The organism is Bacillus sp. TH13, assembly GCF_016651175.1.
Taxonomy (GTDB): Bacteria; Bacillota; Bacilli; order Bacillales; family Bacillaceae_G; genus Bacillus_A; species Bacillus_A thuringiensis_S.
In genome coordinates this window covers 4,208,587-4,230,222 of the sequence record NZ_JAEKEJ010000025.1, presented here as the reverse complement: position 1 = coordinate 4,230,222, position 21,636 = coordinate 4,208,587, and the positions used below count along the sequence as shown (strand labels likewise).

Below are 21,636 nucleotides of genomic sequence, written 5' to 3'. Positions count from 1 at the left end.
ATAAACTATTATGTGTTTTAAATTTATTAAGAATAGGAGGTAATATATTGGGTTCATACTATCATTCTTCAAACTCGTATAAAAAATGCTCATGCAAATCTTCTTCCAGTTCAAATAAAAAATGTTCATGTGACCATTCACATAAACGAAGCTGTCCTGCATACGGAACTTTTTGGCAAACTGAATTTATAACTGTTCCTTTTGGCAACCCTTTTCCATTTAATCACGTTGGACCTTTAGCAGGAGGCGTTTCCTTACTAAACCCTACTACTATACAATTTAGACAAGCTGGTGATTATAGAGTTTCGTTCATTTCCAGTATTAATACTACTTTAAATCCTGTATTTCCACATATCCCAGTCATAACTATATTTTTAAATAACAATCCACTTGCTAATAGTCAAGGTGACTTCGCTATTCAAATGAATACTTCATCAAATGACGAATGTCTTCAACTCGTTGGCGAAACGATTGTTACAGTGCCAGCTAATTCAACTCTTCAACTTAGAAATAATAGTGGCTTTAATCGTCAAAGTATTGTAACTTGTGACAATGGTATAAATTCAGTTGAATTAACAGTTACAAAACTAAGTTAATATTATTTCTTCACATTCAGATGCTATTTCAGCACCTTTTTTATTGGATAACAGTTTCTTCGACTTCTATTATCTCTTCTCACATAAAAAAGTGCAGAATTCCTTCTAACACAAGATTTCTGCACTTATTTATGCTTCCTTATTTCTCTACATAAACCGACTTAACAATCGTACGATTATATGGTTTTCCTTCTTTATTCATCCCTTTTATATCCATCGTAACGTTATATACTCCCGGTTGTTTTATATCTTTCAAAGCGCCTGTAAATGTATTCGTATTAACATTTTGTAATTCATTAAATTCAGAGACTAACTTACCTTCTTTATTAACGACTCTTACTGTTATGGAAAGATCCCCTTTCATTTCAGGTGCCACTGGTGATTTTTTCAGTTTATACTCAGGTTTATTTACTTTAACTTTTGTAGGTATTTGAAGAACAAATGGTGCGTCATTCTTGTAATCGCTTACAATTAAATATGCATCTTTCGACTGCTTCGCCATCATTTTGATTTTCCATTCGCCTACTTCCAATTTATCAAACTTAAATGTTCTAATTGTCGCCCCATTAAAGAAAGATTCGCCTTCACTAGTAGTTATAACGCTATCTTTGTTTTCATAGATTTTTCCTTTTGGAGATACCATTTGTACTTCTACATCAGAAGAAGCAGTTAGTACAGAAACTATTCCTTCAGCCTTTTTATCAACAGCAATACTTTGCTCTATCCACTGATTTTGTGGTAATTCGCCTCCTAAAATATTTTGATTTGAAGTTGTATTTAATTGTTCTAGATTTTCATTTGAACTAGTGCTGGATGCTACTAAAGCTGGTAACCCCACATTTGTCGTACGTAAATATGGTTCAATTCGTGCAAAAACAGCTGATCCTTTTCTTATATTGTCATGATCAAATCTGGAATCTGTAAATAAATGTGTACCATACGGCAGCTTCGCACTCCATTCATTTACTAGTCCATCATTTGAACCGTACGATGATAAATATACCCCCCCCATAGATAATGCAGAAAATGTTGGCCCCCAGCTAGTCCCAGTAGCCGTATAGTAACGGTTTAATTTAGCTGCTGGGTTATTATCTATTGTTGAACGAAACTTTGCCATTTCACCTATTTGTAACGAATACGTACCATCATCTTTTTGACCTAATATAGAAGCAAGCCACCCTGCCCACCAACTATATGACAAATCTGCTAAATTTGAGCCGTGATGCGGTGTAGCAAGTGTAATAACATTTCCAACAAATCGATTCGCATCATATTCAACTAATGCGGCTTGTGTATCAATACCACCTTTACTATGCGCTACAATATTAACTTTTTTACCGAAATGATTATATATTTCTTCAAGTTTTTGTGCTAACAGTTTTCCGTTATCCCACTGACTAGCCGAACCTTTCCCCGCAGCATCATATAATTGTATAAACACTGTTTGATAGCCTGCTTTCAAAGCATAATCATACATATCATTTATATCATGATATACTGTCTTTCCATACCAACTATCCGCATTACCATTTCTTCCTTGTACAAAGAGAATTGGTGGTTTATTCTCATCATAATTAGCAGGTTTTTGGCCTAAAAACCATTCCCCAGGTGTAAATACTTCTGTGTCAGGAAACCCCTTTCCAAGCTCTTTTACAACTTCTGCCTGTACATTTGTGCTAATCGTTGGAGCCATGATAAAAAATACAATTAGTAAGGCCACATATCTTCTCATCAGTCTCATATTACTCCCCCTATTTTTTTGAAAGAAGGTGTTCTTTATAATATTTTATATTTTCCCTTCCTTAATAATAGCTAATCTTTGATTTTAAAAAGATGTTAGCCCTATTTTTAGAAGGTTACTAGTTGTGTACCCTCTTCCTTAACTCTCGTTATTCTCTTTGTTTCTACCTCTTCCTTTTGATAGAATACGACAAAAAAGTTTCTCAATAATTGTTAACTTCGCTACATCCAGATATTTTTTAAATCATTATTGTTTATATAAAGCATACAAATCTTGAAAAAATTTTAGTAAAAAAACATTTTATTACTAGTTAGTTATTTAAAAACATAATAAAGATATGTACTTTCTTTTCATTAAATACAAAATAATTTTAAAGGACCCTATATTGTAAGGCTTTCCTACAATTAAAAATCAAACTGAAATTTCCGAATAAACAATCATATTTCCAGAAACATATATTATGATAATTTCCGCGCACTTGAATTAACCTTGTAGAAGTACTAACCTATCGGTGAGCAGAAGAAAATTCTGTAAAAAGAAAGGAGAATACTTTATGATGACCAATTTACAAAAGGAGTTTTTTGAACGCTTAAAAATTCCTGCAAAAGAAATAACATTTGATGATTTAGATGAAATCTTATTAAAAATGGGAATGATTCTCCCCTATGAAAATCTTGATATTATGGCTGGTACTATTAAAAATATCTCAAAAGATAACTTAATAGAAAAGTTACTTATTCAAAAACGAGGTGGACTTTGTTATGAATTAAACTCCTTATTGTATTATTTTTTAATTGATTGTGGGTTTCAAGTATACAAAGTAGCCGGTACTGTTTATGATCTTTACGATAATAAATGGAAGCCCGATGATGGTCATGTCATTATCATATTAAGTCATGAGAATAAAGATTATGTTGTGGATGCAGGTTTTGCATCTCATCTCCCTTTACATCCAGTCCCTTTTAAAGGAGAAGCCATCTCCTCTCAAACAGGAGAATATCGAATTCGTAAACGAAATACTCGAAAAGGTACGCATATTTTAGAAATGAGAAAAGGAGCTAACGGAGAATCTACAAGTTTCTTACAATCTGAACCTTCAAATGAATGGAAAATAGGTTATGCTTTCACTTTAGATCCAATAGATGAGAAAAAAGTGAATAACATTCAAAAAGTGATTGTAGAGCATAAAGAATCTCCTTTTAATAAAGGGGCTATCACTTGTAAATTAACTACTTATGGTCACATATCGTTAACAAATAAAAATTACACAGAAACCTTTAAAGGCACCAAAAATAAACGACCAATAGAATCTAAAGATTATGCTCGCATTCTTCGTGAATCTTTTGGAATAACGCAAGAGAAATATGTAGGAAAAACACTAGAAAGAGGTTAGTTGACTAGAAGTATTTCATAATAAAGCAGATTCTATATTTAGAATCTGCTTTATTTTATATTTTGTTATAAATTAATTTAATTTTGTTGTTACCCTTTAATTTTCAATTATATACTCATCATCATATTTATCGTATTGTAACCCTTTCCCTATCTTTGATTCTGTAACTTGATCTCTTAAAAACGGTGCAGCACCCATTTTGCTAGTTGCAATTTCAATTCCATATTTTTTCGTTAAATGAGCTAACTCTATTAAAAACCACTCTCTTCGCAATGTAACTGGAATATCAAATGTTTTTCTTTTCATATATAATAGCACCTCTTTTATTTTCATAGCTTAAAAACATCACTGGATGCACTTATTAAAACTACCTTCCACCCCTAACATCCAATGAAACATTATAGTATATGCATGTCCATTTCAAACGTGCTATCACAAATATGATATTAAAGTTTACATAATTATATTATGTAATAATAGAAGAGAAAGGCATGTCCCTTCCTCTTCTATTATAGATATTTAAATTAAGAACATCTTGGTACACCTAAAGCTAAAAATAAACCTGCTACTCCCGCAGTAATCGGTACTTTTAATGTAATAACATCGTCTACCTTCGTTACTAAAAAGTAAGCATTACCTTCTTGTAATATACAAGTTACCAACAATTGAAATTCCATTCAAATCTCCTCCTTTCAATCGATATACTATAATTTATGAAATCTCTTTCAAAAAGTAATAGTAAATATATCTATTTTCCCTTATATGCAAATAAATGTTTATAAGTCTAGTAAAAATATTAATTTTCTAAATTTATATAAAACGTGTAATATCCAATAAGTTCCTATATAATCAATAAGAAAAATCTTACAAATGGAGGTATGAAAATGGCGATTTTGAGTAATATTGGTGTAGCTTTATTTTTTATTGCTTTTATTCTTTTAATCTTATGTATCATTTCATTCTTTAAAAAAAATGGAAAAGCAAAACAATATGGACGTCCTACCGTTATTCTTTTTATGATTTCAATTATATTAATAGTGACTGGTACAACAAAATCTGAACACCCAGTCATCGAATTTTTTGCTATTTTAAGTTTCATTCTATTTATATTCTTCCTTGTACTTGCAATATTATCTGTTATTAAGAAAACAGGTGTAGCAAAAAAACAATTTATTATTACAGCCGTATTATTTGTCATTTTTGTTGCGCTATTAGGTATTTCAGCTCCTTCTTCTGAAAAAACGACAGCAACTAGTACAAAAGTTGCCTCTAACAATGAAGAACAAAAAGATAGCGAAAAGAAAAAAGAACTAGAAAAGAAAGAGGCTGACGAAAAAACTCAAAAGCAAGAAGATGAGAAGCGTCAAGCCGAGGAACAAGCTCGTAAGCAAGAAGATGAAAAACGTCAAGCCGAGGAACAAGCTCGTAAGCAAGAGGATGAAGAACGTCTAGCTGATGAACAGGCTCGTAAACAACAAGAAGAACAAAAACGTCAGGCTGATGAACAAACTCGTAAGCAACAAGAAGAGCAAAAACGTCAGGCTGATGAACAAGCTCGTAAGCAACAAGAAGAGCAAAAAGCACAGCAAACTCAAACACAACCTACCTCAGGAAATACTAGTAGTGCATATTACAAAAATTGTGATGCAGTTAGAGCTGCGGGGAAAGCTCCTCTATATAAAGATCAACCAGGATATAGTCGTAAACTAGATAGAGACGGCGATGGAGTTGCATGCGAATAATAGTAATAAAAAAGAAGCTTAGTAAAAGCTTCTTTTTTTACTGTAATGCCTTACATTTAATATCCCTTTCTCTTATTTAGATGTGTTCTTAAATAAATTTCATACTATTATTCTCAAAAATGACACATAATAAGTGATTTCAATCACCACATTGATTTTCATTTATCGCTATTCTTAATTTAGTAATTACATTCAAACTTTATGGAGGCGTTCATATGAAACATACATTTACTGAAACTTCTATTGTCGGTGAGATCGTTACACAATTCCCGAAAGCTAGTGATTTTTTTAAATCATATAGAATAGATTTTTGTTGTGGTGGCAATAAACCGCTTATTGATGCAATTCATGAAAGAAATTTATCAGCTACTGAAGTGCTTACAGAGTTAAATACGCTTTATAATAATATGAAACGATTAAATGAATCTGAAATTGATTGGAAAAATGCTTCTTATCGCGAATTGATTGATTATGTTATAAATAAGCATCATCGCTATTTAAATGAAGAGTTGCCACAATTAAGTCCGTATGTGACAAAAGTATTACGTGTTCATGGGGCAAGTCAGCCTCATTTAGCTCAAATTCATAAGCTATTTCATGAACTAAAGATGGAACTAGAACAACATTTAATTAAAGAAGAAACAGAAGATTTTCCATTAATTTTAGAATTTGAACAAAATCCAACTGAAGAAAACTATGTGAAGTTACGTAAAGTAGTAGATGAGTTGGAAAATGAACATAACCACGCAGGCAACATTATTAAAGAGCTTCGTAAAGTTACAAATGACTTTACTCCTCCAGAAGGAGCTTGCGGCACTTATCGACTTGTTTACCAACGCCTTGAAGCACTAGAGTCTGATTTATTTGAGCATATTCATTTAGAAAATAACATTTTATTTCCACGTGCAATTACGAGAGTGTAAATTAAGTGCAGGACATGAGTGTAAGTAAATACTTATGTCCTGTTTTTTCATTTGGTAAAGAATATACACATCCCTCTCGAATAAGTCCGAATTTTAACAATTTGTGAATCATTGTAAAAATGTGATAAATATCACATCTCCCTCTTTTTAAATTTTCTATAATAGAAATATAATCCTTTGTTCAACACTTCACATAAAAAGGGGAAACGAAAATGAAAAAACGTTTAGTTATGATCGGAAATGGTATGGCTGGCATACGTTGTATGGAAGAAATATTAAAACATGATAGTGATTCATATGAGATTACTATTTTTGGAGATGAACCACATCCAAACTACAATCGCATTATGCTCTCTCATGTTTTACAAGGCAAAACAAATATGCAAGATATCATTATGAATGAATATAGTTGGTATGAGGAAAATGAAATAACTTTGTATACAGATGAAAGGGTTCAAAGTATTAACCGAGAAGAAAAAATAATTATCACAGAAAAAAATCGTACTCTTACATATGACAAACTAATTATCGCAACAGGTTCTAGTGCTTTTATTTTGCCCGTTGAAGGTTCTACTCTTCCTGGCGTAACAGGATTTCGAACTATTGAAGATACACAATTTATGATTGATACCGCTAATGAAAAGAAAAAGGCTGTTGTCATTGGTAGTGGATTACTTGGCTTAGAAGCTGCAAGAGGTCTTATTGATTTAGGAATGGACGTATATGTCGTTCATTTAATGCCAAGCTTAATGGAGCAACAACTAGATGCCAAAGCAGCTTCTCTATTACGCGAAGATTTAGAAGCGCAAGGCATGCAATTTCTAATGGAAAAGAAAACTGTAAAAATTCTTGGTACAGACCATGTTGAGGGCATTCAATTTGAAGATGGTGAAGTTGTAGATTGTGATTTAATCGTAATGGCTGTCGGAATACGCCCAAATACGCAAATAGCAAAAGATGCTGGTTTAATTGTAAATCGCGGTATTGTAGTCAATGACTATATGCTAACAAATGATGAATCTATTTATGCAGTTGGAGAATGTGCAGAACATGACGGTATCGCATATGGACTTGTTGCTCCTCTTTATGAACAAGGTGCGATATTAGCAAAACATATAACGAATTTACAAACTGATGGATATACGGGCAGTATCGTCGGTACACAATTAAAAGTTGCAGGTTGTGATTTATTCTCTGCTGGCCAAATTTATGAAGATGACCAAACGAAAGCAATATCCATCTTTGATGAATGTAAACGTTCCTATAAAAAAGTATTAATTCGTGACAATAAAGTCGTCGGTATCGTTTTATATGGTGACACAGCTGACGGTACCCGCCTCTTTAGCATGTTAAAGAAAGAAGAGGATATACAAGAATATACAGCCGCTTCCCTTCTCCACAAAGCTGGTGAAGAAAGTGCACTTGACGTTGCTACAATGAGTGCGGATGACACGATTTGCGGATGTAATGGTGTTACGAAAGGTACAATCGTTCACGCCATTTTAGAACAAGAGTTAACGACTTTTGAAGAAGTTAAGGGCTGTACGAAAGCCGCAGGTTCTTGTGGTAAATGCCGTCCGCTTGTGGAACAAGTTTTATCTCATACACTTGGAGATGCTTTTGATGCCTCAGCGCAATCTGCCGGTATGTGTGGATGTACAACTTTATCCCGTGATGAAGTCGTAGCGGCCATTCACGAGAAAGGCTTAAAATCTCCAAAAGAAGTACGAAATGTTCTTGGTTTTATACATGAAGAAGGCTGTTCAAAATGTCGTCCTGCTTTAAACTACTATTTACGTATGGCGATTCCAGAAGAATATGAAGATGATAAATCGTCCCGTTTCGTTAATGAAAGAATGAATGGTAACATCCAGCACGATGGTACATTCTCTGTTATTCCACGCATGTACGGAGGCGTTACAACAGCTGATGATTTAATGAAAATTGCTGAAGTTGCGAAAAAGTACGATGTTCCTCTTGTGAAAATTACAGGTGCAAGCCGAATCGGCTTATATGGTGTTAAGAAGCAAGATTTACCTAACGTATGGGCTGACTTACATATGACTTCGGGATATGCATATTCAAAATCGCTTCGTAATGTAAAATCATGTGTTGGTTCTCGCTTCTGCCGTTTCGGTACGAAAGATTCATTAGGACTTGGTATGTTGCTTGAACAATCATTAGAAATGGTAGATACACCTCATAAAATGAAGATGGGTGTAACGGGCTGTCCGCGTAACTGTGCGGAAGTACTGACGAAAGATTTTGGCGTTATTTGTGTCGAAAATGGATACCAACTTTATATTGGCGGAAATGGTGGTACGGAAGTACGCGAAGCTGATTTTGTAATGATTGTCCCTACTGAAGATGATGTCCTTCGCATCGCTACAGCTTATATGCAATATTATCGTGAAACTGGTATTTATGGAGAGCGTACTGCCTACTGGACAGAACGTTTAGGCTTCGATCACATAAAAGAAATACTGCAAGATGCAAATATGGTCACTAAGTTAAATGAACGTTTCCAAAAAGCTCGTGGCACATATAAAGAAGCATGGGGACAAGCACTAGAAACGAAATCATTAAAAGCGATGTATGAAGTAGAAACTGTGAAATAAGGAGCTGTGATCTATATGATACAAACGAAAGAAAAAATAAAAGTTATGCGTGCGGAAGACCTTCCTATTCAAATCGGTAAAGAGGTGCAAATGAATGGTATGTCTATCGCCCTATTCCGCCTTTCAAATGGAGATATTCGAGCTGTAGAAAATCGTTGTCCTCATAAAAACGGACCGTTAGCAGAAGGAATTGTATCTGGAGAATTCGTCTTTTGTCCACTGCATGATTGGAAAATTTCATTACTAACAGGTGAAGTGCAAAAACCTGATGACGGCTGTATCCAAACATACGAAGTAGAAGTTATTGATGGTGACATTTATATAAACATGTAATTTACGAAAGGAAGCCTCCTCTGGCTTCCTTTTACATAAAAATAGAAGAGGTGCGATTATGAACGGATATGTATATTTAGTTGGTGCAGGACCAGGTGATGAAGGGCTTATTACAAAGAAAGCGATAGATTGTTTAAAGCGTGCAGATATCGTTTTATATGACCGTTTATTAAACCCTTTCTTTCTTAGTTATACAAAAGAAACATGTGAACTTATGTATTGCGGCAAAATGCCAAAGAATCATATTATGCGACAAGAAATGATTAACGCCCACCTCCTTCAATTCGCACAAGAAGGAAAAATCGTTGTCCGATTAAAGGGCGGAGATCCATCTATTTTTGGCCGCGTTGGTGAAGAAGCAGAAACTTTAGCAGCAGCGAACGTTCCATATGAAATCGTACCAGGTATTACATCTAGCATCGCCGCTAGTAGCTATGCAGGTATCCCCCTCACCCACCGTAACTACAGTAATAGCATCACTTTATTAACTGGGCATGCAAAAGGCCCTTTAACCGATCATGAAAAATATAATTCATCCTATAATAGCGACACGATCGCCTACTACATGGGTATAAAAAACTTACCTACAATTTGTGAAAACTTACTACAAGCAGGAAAGAAAAAAGATACACCAGTAGCCGTCATTGAATGGGGTACAACTGGTAAACAACGTGTAGTCACAGGGACACTGTCCACCATTGTTTCTATCGTCAAAGACGAAAATATTTCTAACCCTTCTATGACAATTGTTGGTGATGTTGTTACTTTACGGAATCAAATCGCTTGGAAAGAACGTAAACCATTGCACGGCAAGAAAGTTTTACTTGCATCTGCAACGAATAAAAAAAGCGCAATAAAGCAAATGTTACAAGAGTCCGGTGCAGAAATATATCAAATTCCAATTTTCCAAAAGAAAGAATACACATTAACCTCTGAACAAATTAATAAGATTTTTAACGTTGATCGTCTTGTATTTTGTTCCGCTGAGAGTGTAGACATCTTAGTGCAATCATGTAGTAAATATCATAAAGATATTCGCTCCTTACAGGCAGAGCTTCAGTATATGAACCTTTCTATTCAAGAAAAGCTTATGCAATATGGATTGTTAAGTAAACCTGCGCAATTTTCTTCGAATTCAACGATTTATTTAGGACGAAACATTAACCGAATTGCTGTTATTCAAGAAAAAATTGGTGCTGGTTCCTATATGATGACTCATGAGTACACAATTGATCATCGCTTCGATGAAATTCATTCCCGTATGCTTTCTGAATTCTCATGGGACAGCATTGTATTTGAAGGTCGTGCTTCTATTGATACGTTTCTAGCAGAAATAAAACGCCTAGGCTTTATCAATATTCTTACTCTCCCATTCTCGTATACCGACGTTCCAACTTTACACTATGCGAATAAAGTCGGTTTTCATAATGTAGATGAGCAATTACAAGACATGATTATGAAGAAAGATTTGGTGGTACGATGAAAGGAATTGTATATGTTGGACACGGGAGCCGCTTGCAAAAAGGTAACGAACAATTCATTCACTTTATTCAATCTGTTATAAAAGAACGTAACGAACAGATTCAAAAAATAGCTTTCCTAGAACTAACGACACCTACCATTTCGGATGCAGTTACAGAAGCAATACTAGAGGGTGCAACTGCAATAATGATTGTACCTGTTTTATTATTTGCAGCAGCTCACTATAAACGTGATATTCCTTTTGAGATAGAGAAAATACAAAAGCAATATCCACATATAACATTTTCAGTTGTACAACCTTTTAGTACACATCCACATATGGTTGAACTTGTAGTAAAAAGAATACGTGAAACTATGCCAATGCAAGGTAGTAGTGTTTTACTCGTAGGGAGAGGCAGTAGTGATCCACAGCCGTTACATGAATTACAACAAATCGGAGCAGCCGTCGAACGAAAACTCAGTATGCCAGTATCGTGCTCCTTTTTAACGAAAGGAACTCCCTCTTTTACTGCTGAGCTCAAGGCTATAACATCGACTTCATCCCATGTATATGTCATGCCGTACCTTCTCTTTACCGGATTATTACTTCAAAAAATTAAATTGCATGCAAACAAATACGATCACGTTACAACTTGTAACTGTCTTCAGTTTGATAGATACATGAAGTTAACATTATTAGAACGAATGGAGGAATGCATATATGTATAACATGTACCCTCTTATGTTTAATTTAAATAAAAAAGTGGTCGTTATAGTTGGTGGTGGTAAAATCGCATATCGAAAAGCGTCCGGATTAAAGGATACAGGCGCTTTTGTCACCGTTATCAGCCCAGAAATTTGCGAGGAAATGAAGGAACTTCCTTATATTACTTGGAAGCAAAAAGCTTTTAGTAATAATGATATTAAAGATGCTCATCTTATTTATGCAGCTACAAATCAACATGCTGTAAATATGATGGTCAAACAGGCCGCCCATGATTTCCAGTGGGTTAACGTCGTAAGTGATGGTACAAAATCATCGTTTCACACACCTGGTGTCATCCGACATGATGAATATGTTGTCACTATTTCAACTTCAGGTAAAGATCCATCGTTTACGAAGCATTTGAAGCAGGAACTAACATCTATATTTCCTAAACTTATAAACAAGCTTTCTTGTACTCATAAAATGTAATCTATCACTTAGCTAAAATAGTAATTAACTTTGAACAAACGTTTTTTAGAGGCGTTTGTTCCTTTTGCTTTAGTTTCGCTTTTTAGGATCAGACAAACAATTGAACAAGAATCTGTGAAGAAAAATAACGGCAACAATTACGGACAAAAAAAGCAGTTGCTTGAGAGCAACTGCTTCAATACAGGTTTTATATTGGATATTCATTCAACCAAATTAGCGCTTGTTCATAATCATCAAAAAATCTCACAGATTCTTTCGTATTAGATTGTTGTAAATAATCCATTATCTCCCCCTCTTCAAGGAGAAATGCAATTGCCTTACTGTTATTCAAAATGATTTCATTGAAGAACTTCTCTTTCCATACTTTTTGAACAGAAAAATGATTTGGCGTGTATCCTTTTCTATCCACCAACAATTTGTATTTCCGCCCTTCAGAAATGAATTGCTGACAAACCTGCTCAAAACCATTAAACCATTCATACACATCATCTGTTTTTATATTTCCAACTAGATGGGTAACAATTATATCTCCTGAAACTGTTGTGCTGATATTCTGTTTACTCAACTTGGAATCCCTCCTTAGTTACAATTTTGCGGAAAAACCGCATAAAATCAATAAAGAAAAAATTCTTACTTGACACTCCCACCCCATCGCTATCAAACTAAGCTCATGTAACGTCAATTATAAGCGAAATTGTGTCTTTTTTCGCAAGTCTATATGTAGATGCTTTAAAGATTTGCATCCGAAATAGCCCCTAATGCGTTTCCTTTTTTTGAATTAAACTGCTTGATGATCAGACATGGTACAATTGTAAACGACACCCAATATATCTAAGACTGTTTTCTTCTCATATCGATGGGATTTCCGTCCATCATTTACCGCCTCAAATCTAATCGTTTTTGCACGTATATTCAAAACAAAATATATGACAAATAAATAACGACAGTTACTGTAATAATGCTGAAAAGTGTTGAAAATAAAACGATTTGTGCATGTAATTCAGGTTCTATTTGATACTCCATAGCAATGGTTGATGTATTTCTTGAAGTAGGAAAAGAACTTGCAATAAATAATGATTGTGCAACAATACCATCAATGTTTAGTAGATAGATCATGGCAAGTGCTAATAATGGTCCCATCAGTAACCTTCCAATTAAAGCCCATGTTATGACTCGATGGAAAAAATTAAGCTTAATGTTAGATAATTGCGCTCCTAGCAATATGATTGCTATTGCAACAAAACTATTCGCAAGCTGATTAAGAGGTAGAAAGATAGAATTAGGTATTTGAATTTTAAAAGATTGAAAGAGAACCCCTAATACAAGCGCATGAAGTACAGGCAGTCTTAGAAATGATTGAATAATACTTCCGATTGTTTTTGTTGCTGATAGTAAGTTATATATCCCATATGAATAAGTTAAAAGATTCTGGAAAATCACAATAAAAATTTGAATGGAAACCCCCACTGGATTGTGACTGAAAATCAATTGACTTACTGGTAATCCATAATTACCGGAATTCATTAACGAAATACTATTTTTTAGAGCTGCACTTTCTCCTTTTTCTAACTTTAATGTTTTTGAAATGAAATGACTTACTATGATCAGACTCAAACTATAAAGCATTAAATAGTATATTATCTGGAGCAACAAACCTGTCTCTATACTAATATCATATATATTCATAAATACAGCCGCTGGCATCAAGCAATAAGTAATAAGTGTAGATAGCTGCTTTAAGTTAAATTGGAACTTCCTTTGTAAAATTGCACCAATTAACAGCAATATTAATATTGGTAATATTACGTCTAATATAATAAAAATAATCATTTAAAACCTCATTCTACATATATTTTAGTTGGATTAAACGCTCTCTTTTCTTTAACATATCAAATATGACTCATAAAGAAAATTATAGATTATTTATACAAATTCATAACTTTATCTTATTGAACTAAACTGTATTCTTTAGTTTAAGTGTACTTTTTTCACAATATCCGTTAGCCTTACCAAAAAATCTTGCCCTAAAAAAATCTGATACTGCAGTTACTATGCGAAGAATACTTACATCAATTCCATACTTGTCGCTTGAGTCACCTAACACACCTGATACTTGTTTATCTTGAGTGGACTTATATTTTTTTCATCTAAACATCCCGATTCAATTAAATATTTGCATTCTAAAAATGAGTTCGATCTTTAGAATAGATTTAAGATTTCCTTAACTAATCTGCCCTTTAATTAAATAACTTTTGACATCTATATTTTAAAATAAAATTCCATCAACCTTCTGTTTTTCATTTTAAAAGCACATTCTTATAGAAAACAAGCGTTTGTTGAGATAGCAATAAAAACATGTTGAAGCCTATTACTAAAAGAACCATCCCAAAATACTTTGGGATGGTTCTTTTTCCTTATTAATGATTCTTTAACATCACTAACAATTTCTCTTGGCTATACATCCATACTGTAATGATTAAACAAGCAAGTGCGACTTCTGATAACGCCATAAATCCAATTGCATAATGACCTGTTAATTGGAATAGTAATGTTAAAATTAGTGGCGGGAAGAATCCTCCTAGTCCGCCTAAAGCTGAAACGAGCCCATTTACAATACCGGCTTGTTCTGAGAAGTACATTGGAACGAGTTTGAAGATTGTACCATTTCCAATCCCTGCACAAAATGCGACTAGTAGGCAACCAAATGTATACACGTTCATACTAGGCATAAATGATAAAATAATACCTGAAAGTGTTAAACCGATAAATACGAAGATTAATATTTTAAATGGATTAAACTTATCACCGAGCCAACCACCAATCGGGCGCATAATTGTTGCGAGTACAATGAATCCGGCTGTCCGCATACCTGCATCTACTTTTTCTAATCCGAAGTGAGATACTAAAAAGTTTGGTAAGTATACTGTAAATGCGACAAATGATCCGAATGTTAAAAAGTAAAAGATACATAAAAACCAAAGTTTTTCATTTTTATATACACCTTTTATTTGTTCCATTAATGGTGTATTCACCTTTTTCTCCTTACGATCACCTAATAAAAAGTTCATAAGTGCAAATGCTGCAAGTAAAACTAAATAACATTGTACTGTCGTTCTCCAACCAACTGAAGTTGCGATAACAGGTGCTAAAAACGAAGTGATTGCTGTTCCGGCGTTACCGACACCGTAAATACCATTTACAAAACCGTGGCTCTCTTTCGGAAAGTATTTTGGTAAAGAAGTTACCCCTACTGAGAATACAGCTCCACCAATTCCTACAAATAATCCACCAATAATTAAATCCATCATAGAATTGGCAACACTAATATAAAAGACAGGAAATAATAATAGAATAAAACTAATAAAGAATAATTTTCTTGCTCCGAAACGATTTGTCCAATAGCCAATTGGAATACGAAGAACAGAACCTAAAATAACCGGTACTGCTGTTACCATAGAAATTTGTCCCGCAGTTAATGGAATATCCGCTTTAATATAAGGCATTAATGATGATAAAATAACCCATACCATAAAACCGATAACTAGATTAGAAGTTTGTAAACTTAATTGAAAATTAGGACCTTTCATCCTGTTCCCTCCTATGTATGCATAGTTATATTCATTCCCTCCAGCCTAATCACGTCCTAACATGATTAGGCTGAAAAGAATCAACCACCACTTACTGGCGGAATCATCGCTATGACATCGCCAGTTTGAATGATATCATCCTCATTTGCATACTCTTCATTTATAGCGACCATTATCTCACTTGAAATTGCTACGTTGTATTTCGTAATAAGGACTTCCTTTAGTTCAGCAACCGTAATATTTTCACAACCTATGTGTAATGCTGACTTACTTACTTCTTCTTGTAAATGTGCAAATAATAGTACTTCAATCATATTCTCATCTCCTTTCCAGGCTCACCATTTGCATACGCTACCTTCTCTAACTGATCACCTATCCATGACTCACCATCTTTCCAAAACTCTTTCTTCCATATTGGAACAATTTGTTTTATACGCTCCATAATATATTCGTTCGCCTCATAGGCAGCTTTCCGGTGTGGTGTAGAAACAGCGACGACAACAGCAAGATCAGAAATTTGTAATGTACCAATGCGATGTGTAATGGCGACATTTGTCCCAGGCCACATCTCTCCTACTTCGGTGCCAATTCTCTTAAGCTGTTTCTCCGCCATTGACTTATATGCTACATACTCTAAATATAGCGTACGACGGCCTTTCGTAAATTCTCTAACAGTACCAATGAAAGTCGCAACTGCGCCACATTCACGACGAATTACTTTGTTTGTAACTTCTTCAATTGAAATAGGTGTATCAATTACTTCATAATACGTATGTGCCATCTTGCACCTCTTATCTTTGTATAAGTTAGCAATCTATTTTTCTATTATTTGTATGATCGAAGTGGTTCTTCCCACGGCCACTCACTTCCGGCGCTTGATTCTAATAACAGTACCGAGACAGTTATTCCTGCTTTAAATCCTCTCGTTCCTCCTGGCAGGACGATACATGCATTCGCCCCTGCAAGTGAAGAAATTGCACTAGATTTGTCTAAACCAACTGGTGTAGCTTGCAATGTTCCATCTACAATTTCCACTTTCCCTCGTACAAAACGAGTAAATGGGTTTGCTTTCAGAAAGTCTTTCTGTAATATTGCCTCTGTACGATATACGTGCGAATCTTTTCTATGCAAATATGTTCCAATGACTGGCCGAACATATAATTCACAACCGACATAACAAGCTGAAGGATTACCAGATAGACCAAATAATAGTTTTCCTTCTAGCTCAGCTACAGTTGTCACACTTCCTGGTCGCATCGCTATTTTGTTGAAAAGCACATTAGCTCGTAATTCCTCATAAATAGCAGGTAAATAGTCATAGTCTCCTACCGAAACGCCACCAGTTGTAATTAAAATATCGACTTCTTTTATCGCTTTTTTCACAGTGTTATAACACGTCTCAAAATCGTCAGCGAATTGTCCATAATACTGTACAACTCCGCCCGCTCGTTCAACTTGAGCAGCTATCATATAGGAGTTACTATTTCGAATCTTCCCTGGCTTTAATTGTTCATGTACTTCAAGCAGTTCGCTTCCTGTCGTTACAATTCCGATAACCGGCTGTTTTACAACGTAAACGGTACTATAACCAAACGTAGAAAGAAGCGCCACTACTCCAGGGTTAATAACAGTCCCTTTTTTCACAAGGATGGTATTTTGTTTTACATCTTCACCTTTAAAAGAAATGTTATCCCCAGCAATAAAGGAGCGTTTCAATTTCATATAAGTCTTTTCACTTTCTTCAAATCCTTCAGTTAGCTCTAACATAACAACTGCATTACATCCGGCTGGAATTGCGGCACCTGTCATAATACGGACAGTTTGAAATGGTTTCACTTCTTCTGGAAAAACAAAACCTGCTCCAATTTCGCCAATCACTTCAAACTGAATGGGGTTACTACTACTCGCTTCTTTTGTATCTTCTGCTCGAATCGCAAACCCGTCGTATGGAGAGCGATCAAAGTGAGGGACATCATGATCTGCAATAACATCTTCTCCAAGAATTCTTCCGTAACTTTCTATAAGAGAAACCTTTTCTATTTCACCTTGATGAGCGTATTTCATTACACGTGCCACTGCTTCTGCCACCGGAATTGGTATACGTTTTTCTAACATTCTTTTTCACCTCGTTTTAATAAGGGGCAACGCTCTTTCTGTTCATCCTATATATTTTGCGTATAATCGTTTTGCTATTTTCACATCATTTGTTCCATGAATAAATGCCCTACCGTCTGTAAATAAAACGAAACGATATTCATCAATTAGAAATGATAGTAAGTAAGGCGTTTTTTGGACATGTACACTTTTTTGTAATCGTTTTTGAATTTCGTTTAAATTAAGATCTCTCTTTATTCCTGAACGGATTTGAACTGTATTCCGTCCGCATAGCACTTCCGTTTTCATCTGCGCTTCAAATGCTAGACTTGGATACGTTCGTGATTTCCCACAAGATGGACATGTACTTTTTTTCTGTCTATTTACTTTTAATGAAAGATATTGATTGTTCCAAATATCAAATGATAACATCGTTCCTCTTAACGACTCATAATCATCCACCAATATTTTCATCGCCTCTGTTACTTGGTGAGCAACGACCATTTGTACAGCTGGCTGAATGATTCCGGCTGTATCGCATGTTGCACCGCCCATAGGATGATCCATTAGACAGCGAAAACATGGTGTTTTCCCAGGAAGAATTGTATACGTTACACCGTAACTTCCAATGCATCCACCATATATCCAAGGTATATTTTCTTTTTGTGAAATGTCATTTATAAGTAGGCGCGTATCGAAATTGTCAGTCGCATCTATGATGAGATCCACTTCTTTTGTTAACTCTTCTATTTCTTGCATTGTGACATCCGTTACAACTGGTACAATTTTTACTTCAGAATTAATCTTCCTTACATGTTCTGCCGCTGCAATTGCTTTCGGTTTGCATTGCTGCGCATCTTCTTCTATGTATAACTGTTGCCGCTGTAAATTACTCCATTCCACGTAGTCACGGTCAGCGATTGTCAATTTCCCAATTCCCATCCTAACGAGTGTTTCTGCATTCGCAGCTCCTAATGCACCTGCACCAATTAGGAGCACATGCTTTTCTCTTATTTTTCTTTGTCCTATTTCACCAATTCCAGAAAACAATATTTGCCTTGCATATCGCTCTTGCATAGGGAATCCTCCTCTCACTATCCGCCAATGTAGGACATTTCAACTTTTGGACGTTGATTTGTACTTTCCGCCGTTCTTTCATCTGAATATCGATCTGTTCTATATCGCCATGTATGTTGTAAAATTTTTAATAGTGATGCATCAGAAATATTTCCTCGAAGAAGCGTTCGCAAATCCGTTCCTTTCGTTCCAAATAGACACGTGAAAAACTTGCCATCTGCCGAGATACGAGCTCTCGTACAAGAAGAACAAAATGACTCAGATACTGAAGTAATAAACCCAACTTCTGCATCGCTCCCTACATATCGATACAATTTCGCAACTTCTCCAAAGTAACGAGGCTGAGCGGGCTCAACTGGATATACGCGATTAATCTTCTCTATTAATTGTTCCTTCGTAATAACTTGTTCAAAGTTCCAGTCGTTTGTACTGCCCACATCCATAAACTCTATAAAACGGAGCTGAATGTCTTGTTCTTTAAAATAACGAGCCATACGAAGAATTTGACTATCATTCATTCCTTTTTTTACGACTATATTTACCTTTACTTCTAATCCAGCAGCCTTTGCTGCTTCAATTCCTTTCAGTACAGGTTTTGTATTTACATTTCGTCCATTAATTTTTTTGAAGACATAATCCTCTATCGCATCTAAACTAATATTTACACGTTTTAATCCCGCTTCTTTTAACGCCTTTGCTTGTTTTGCTAAATGAATACCGTTTGTTGTGAGTCCAATATCTTTTAAGCCTTCTAGCTTTGCAAGTCTTGCAATTAACATCGGTAAGTCTTTACGCAATAACGGTTCACCGCCAGTAAGCCTAATTTTATTGACTCCCAGACTTATAAATAATCTCGCTAATCTTTCTATTTCATCAAACGTTAATAAAAGCTCTTCCTGTAAAAAAGCGTAATCAGGTCCGAACACTTCAGCAGGCATACAGTATGTACACCTAAAATTACAACGATCAATAACTGAAATACGTAAATCTTGAAGTGGACGTTCTAAAGAATCTTTCATGTTCTCGTGCATCTATATCCCTTCTTTTCTGCTGTAATCCTTAGTAAGCTTTCATTTTTTTATTTGCCTTCATTATAAAAAAGAAGCTACATATTCAATGTGACTTTTCTCACATTACTTTCCCCATTCAAAAATTCTTCACAAATCCGTTCGAATTTTGTTCACATCTTTAATCTCATCCACTTTGTCTATTGAATTTTTCAAACTAAAAATTGAAAATCACTTCCCCTTACGGTCATTGAAATTTCAATGTATTTTTAAAATAGCTCTTGCATTTTCATCATACTTACACTCAAAATAGGAAATGTATTGCTTATAAGAAGAAAGGTGATCACTGTGGCAAACAGTATGACATTATCTCAAGATTTAAAAGAATTACTTGCATCTGTTGAATATAAAATGCAAATTAAAAAAGGTAGTTTTATTTTTCAAGAAGGTATGGAGGCAACAGAGCTCTATATCATCCACTCAGGAAAAGTACAAATTAGTAAATTAAGTGCTGACGGGCAAGAATTAACACTCCGTATTTGTTCGGCATACGACATTATTGGAGAATTAACATTATTCACGGACAATGCGAAGTATTTATTAAATTCAAAATGCCTTGAAGATGTTGAAGTAGGGGTTATAAAGCGTGAAACCTTAGAAAAAGCATTGCTCCAAAAACCCGCACTTGTATTTGAATTTATGAAATGGATTAGTGAACATTTAAGAAGAATGCAAACGAAGTTCCGAGATTTAGTATTACACGGCAAAAAAGGTGCCCTGTATTCTACTCTTATACGAATGACAAATAGTTACGGTGTATTAAAAGAAAATGGGATTCTCATCGATTTACCATTAACGAATCAAGAACTTGCTAATTTCTGTGCAACTTCACGTGAAAGTGTAAATCGAATGTTAAATGAATTAAAAAAGCAAGGTACAATTTCTATTCATAAAGGAAAGATTACAATCCACGATTTACAATTTTTAAAATGTGAAATTGCTTGTGAAGATTGCTCTGCCTCTGTTTGTAGCATTGATTAGCATCTTATTTAGATGCTAATCTTTTTTCAATTTAAGCTACTTATTAACGGTTATTCCCTATATAAACAAAAACGAGGCCTTCCATATTAGACCTCGTTTCGTTTTAACCATTAGCTCCTATCCGTTTACAGCAGTATTATTTTTTCAACTCATTAGGAATACGTCTTCTGTAAATTACATAACTACGGCTTACATATTTAATTGGGGCACTAAATACATGTACAAGTCTTGTAAATGGCCATACTGCGAATAAACCCATTCCTGCAAGAATATGAATTTTAAACCATACTGGTACTTCCATCATATATTCAACTTTCGGTTGGAGAATAAAGAGACTTCGGAACCAAGGGCCAATCGTTGTACGATAATCAAATCCTTTTGAATCTATATTTAAAAATGTTGAAGAAAGTCCTGCTAGCATTACGATAAGTAATAAAATAAGCGCAATATAATCTCCCTTTGTACTCGTTGCAATGATACGCTTTACTGTTACACGGCGGTACGTTAATATAATTAAACCGATAATAGAAGCAATACCTGCCGGAAGCCCAAAACTAATTGCTACTACATGATACATATGCTCAGAAATACCTATTGAACGATATACAGCTTCTGGAATTAAAATCCCCATAACATGGCCGCCAATTACGAACATGATCCCAAAGTGGAATAATAGACTTCCGACCCGGAGCATCTTCTTTTCTAATAGTTCACTAGATTTTGATGTCCATCCAAATTGATCATAGTTGTATCTAAAAATATGTCCACCGATAAAGATCGCAAAAATGATATAGGGAAACAATACCCAAAGAAATTGATCCATCATTT

22 protein-coding genes are annotated in these 21,636 nt (G+C 34.8%); 10 read left to right on the top strand and 12 right to left on the bottom strand.

Annotated features, from left to right (window positions below):
- Positions 1-47 precede the first annotated feature (47 nt).
- Entirely contained in the window at positions 48-596 is a 549-nt protein-coding gene (locus tag JFU02_RS30225; RefSeq protein WP_000536155.1) for a hypothetical protein, read from the top strand.
- 139 nt (positions 597-735) lie between these two features.
- Here the strand turns inward: JFU02_RS30225 and JFU02_RS30220 are convergent, their stop codons facing one another.
- A complete protein-coding gene (locus JFU02_RS30220; protein WP_097960458.1) occupies positions 736-2,337 on the bottom strand; it encodes an esterase/lipase family protein in 1,602 nt (533 codons plus the stop codon).
- A 553-nt stretch (positions 2,338-2,890) separates the two neighbouring features.
- On the opposite strand from JFU02_RS30220, the gene JFU02_RS30215 reads away from it, so the two are divergent.
- On the top strand, positions 2,891-3,730 hold the full coding sequence (locus tag JFU02_RS30215; protein WP_000988895.1) for an arylamine N-acetyltransferase family protein: 840 nt from the start codon (positions 2,891-2,893) through the stop codon (positions 3,728-3,730).
- Between the two features lie 96 nt (positions 3,731-3,826).
- Here the strand turns inward: JFU02_RS30215 and JFU02_RS30210 are convergent, their stop codons facing one another.
- Together JFU02_RS30210 and exsG are read right to left on the bottom strand one after the other, a co-directional pair.
- Complete coding sequence (locus JFU02_RS30210; RefSeq protein ID WP_000824195.1) at positions 3,827-4,036, bottom strand: hypothetical protein; 210 nt, start codon at positions 4,034-4,036, stop codon at positions 3,827-3,829.
- A 218-nt stretch (positions 4,037-4,254) separates the two neighbouring features.
- Positions 4,255-4,407, bottom strand: coding sequence for an exosporium protein ExsG (gene exsG / locus JFU02_RS30205; protein ID WP_000395679.1), 153 nt, complete (start codon positions 4,405-4,407; stop codon positions 4,255-4,257).
- Positions 4,408-4,614: 207 nt separating this feature from the next.
- On the opposite strand from exsG, the gene JFU02_RS30200 reads away from it, so the two are divergent.
- The 7 genes from JFU02_RS30200 (at position 4,615) to JFU02_RS30170 (ending at position 12,002) form a co-directional block, all read left to right on the top strand.
- Complete coding sequence (locus JFU02_RS30200; RefSeq protein ID WP_098867545.1) at positions 4,615-5,472, top strand: excalibur calcium-binding domain-containing protein; 858 nt, start codon at positions 4,615-4,617, stop codon at positions 5,470-5,472.
- Between the two features lie 215 nt (positions 5,473-5,687).
- Positions 5,688-6,395 carry an iron-sulfur cluster repair di-iron protein gene (gene ric, locus JFU02_RS30195; RefSeq protein WP_097960456.1) on the top strand — a complete coding sequence of 236 codons (708 nt, stop codon included), beginning with the start codon at positions 5,688-5,690 and terminating at the stop codon, positions 6,393-6,395.
- A 212-nt stretch (positions 6,396-6,607) separates the two neighbouring features.
- Positions 6,608-9,013: an NADPH-nitrite reductase large subunit gene (nirB, locus tag JFU02_RS30190; RefSeq protein ID WP_201072062.1), complete on the top strand. Its 2,406-nt coding sequence runs from the start codon at positions 6,608-6,610 to the stop codon at positions 9,011-9,013.
- 15 nt (positions 9,014-9,028) lie between these two features.
- A complete protein-coding gene (gene nirD / locus JFU02_RS30185) occupies positions 9,029-9,346 on the top strand; it encodes a nitrite reductase small subunit NirD (protein WP_000616697.1) in 318 nt (105 codons plus the stop codon).
- 58 nt (positions 9,347-9,404) lie between these two features.
- On the top strand, positions 9,405-10,829 hold the full coding sequence (locus tag JFU02_RS30180; protein WP_097960455.1) for a uroporphyrin-III C-methyltransferase: 1,425 nt from the start codon (positions 9,405-9,407) through the stop codon (positions 10,827-10,829).
- On the top strand, positions 10,826-11,536 hold the full coding sequence (locus tag JFU02_RS30175) for a sirohydrochlorin chelatase (RefSeq protein WP_000676488.1): 711 nt from the start codon (positions 10,826-10,828) through the stop codon (positions 11,534-11,536). The genes JFU02_RS30180 and JFU02_RS30175 overlap by 4 nt, the downstream gene beginning before the upstream one ends.
- Complete coding sequence (locus JFU02_RS30170) at positions 11,529-12,002, top strand: precorrin-2 dehydrogenase (protein WP_201072060.1); 474 nt, start codon at positions 11,529-11,531, stop codon at positions 12,000-12,002. The genes JFU02_RS30175 and JFU02_RS30170 overlap by 8 nt, the downstream gene beginning before the upstream one ends.
- A 187-nt stretch (positions 12,003-12,189) precedes the next feature.
- Here JFU02_RS30170 and JFU02_RS30165 read toward each other — a convergent pair whose 3' ends face one another.
- The 8 genes from JFU02_RS30165 to moaA form a co-directional block, all read right to left on the bottom strand.
- On the bottom strand, positions 12,190-12,567 hold the full coding sequence (locus JFU02_RS30165) for a hypothetical protein (protein WP_000043368.1): 378 nt from the start codon (positions 12,565-12,567) through the stop codon (positions 12,190-12,192).
- A gap of 347 nt (positions 12,568-12,914) precedes the next feature.
- On the bottom strand, positions 12,915-13,832 hold the full coding sequence (locus JFU02_RS30160) for an AEC family transporter (RefSeq protein ID WP_061666627.1): 918 nt from the start codon (positions 13,830-13,832) through the stop codon (positions 12,915-12,917).
- A gap of 587 nt (positions 13,833-14,419) precedes the next feature.
- A complete protein-coding gene (gene narK / locus JFU02_RS30155; RefSeq protein WP_000678170.1) occupies positions 14,420-15,589 on the bottom strand; it encodes a nitrate transporter NarK in 1,170 nt (389 codons plus the stop codon).
- Between the two features lie 80 nt (positions 15,590-15,669).
- Positions 15,670-15,903, bottom strand: a complete 234-nt coding sequence (gene moaD, locus JFU02_RS30150) for a molybdopterin converting factor subunit 1 (RefSeq protein WP_000573687.1) — start codon at positions 15,901-15,903, stop codon at positions 15,670-15,672.
- Positions 15,900-16,370, bottom strand: coding sequence for a molybdenum cofactor biosynthesis protein MoaE (locus JFU02_RS30145; RefSeq protein WP_000951544.1), 471 nt, complete (start codon positions 16,368-16,370; stop codon positions 15,900-15,902). Before JFU02_RS30145 ends, moaD begins: the two co-directional genes overlap by 4 nt.
- 44 nt (positions 16,371-16,414) lie before the next feature.
- A complete protein-coding gene (locus JFU02_RS30140) occupies positions 16,415-17,704 on the bottom strand; it encodes a molybdopterin molybdotransferase MoeA (protein ID WP_000890797.1) in 1,290 nt (429 codons plus the stop codon).
- 42 nt (positions 17,705-17,746) lie between these two features.
- Positions 17,747-18,760, bottom strand: coding sequence for a molybdopterin-synthase adenylyltransferase MoeB (locus JFU02_RS30135; RefSeq protein WP_001158062.1), 1,014 nt, complete (start codon positions 18,758-18,760; stop codon positions 17,747-17,749).
- A gap of 17 nt (positions 18,761-18,777) precedes the next feature.
- A complete protein-coding gene (moaA, locus tag JFU02_RS30130) occupies positions 18,778-19,791 on the bottom strand; it encodes a GTP 3',8-cyclase MoaA (protein WP_097960454.1) in 1,014 nt (337 codons plus the stop codon).
- A 324-nt stretch (positions 19,792-20,115) separates the two neighbouring features.
- On the opposite strand from moaA, the gene JFU02_RS30125 reads away from it, so the two are divergent.
- A complete protein-coding gene (locus tag JFU02_RS30125; RefSeq protein WP_000013863.1) occupies positions 20,116-20,808 on the top strand; it encodes a Crp/Fnr family transcriptional regulator in 693 nt (230 codons plus the stop codon).
- Between the two features lie 136 nt (positions 20,809-20,944).
- Here JFU02_RS30125 and narI read toward each other — a convergent pair whose 3' ends face one another.
- Positions 20,945-21,634: a respiratory nitrate reductase subunit gamma gene (gene narI, locus JFU02_RS30120; RefSeq protein WP_000969224.1), complete on the bottom strand. Its 690-nt coding sequence runs from the start codon at positions 21,632-21,634 to the stop codon at positions 20,945-20,947.
- Positions 21,635-21,636 lie beyond the last annotated feature (2 nt).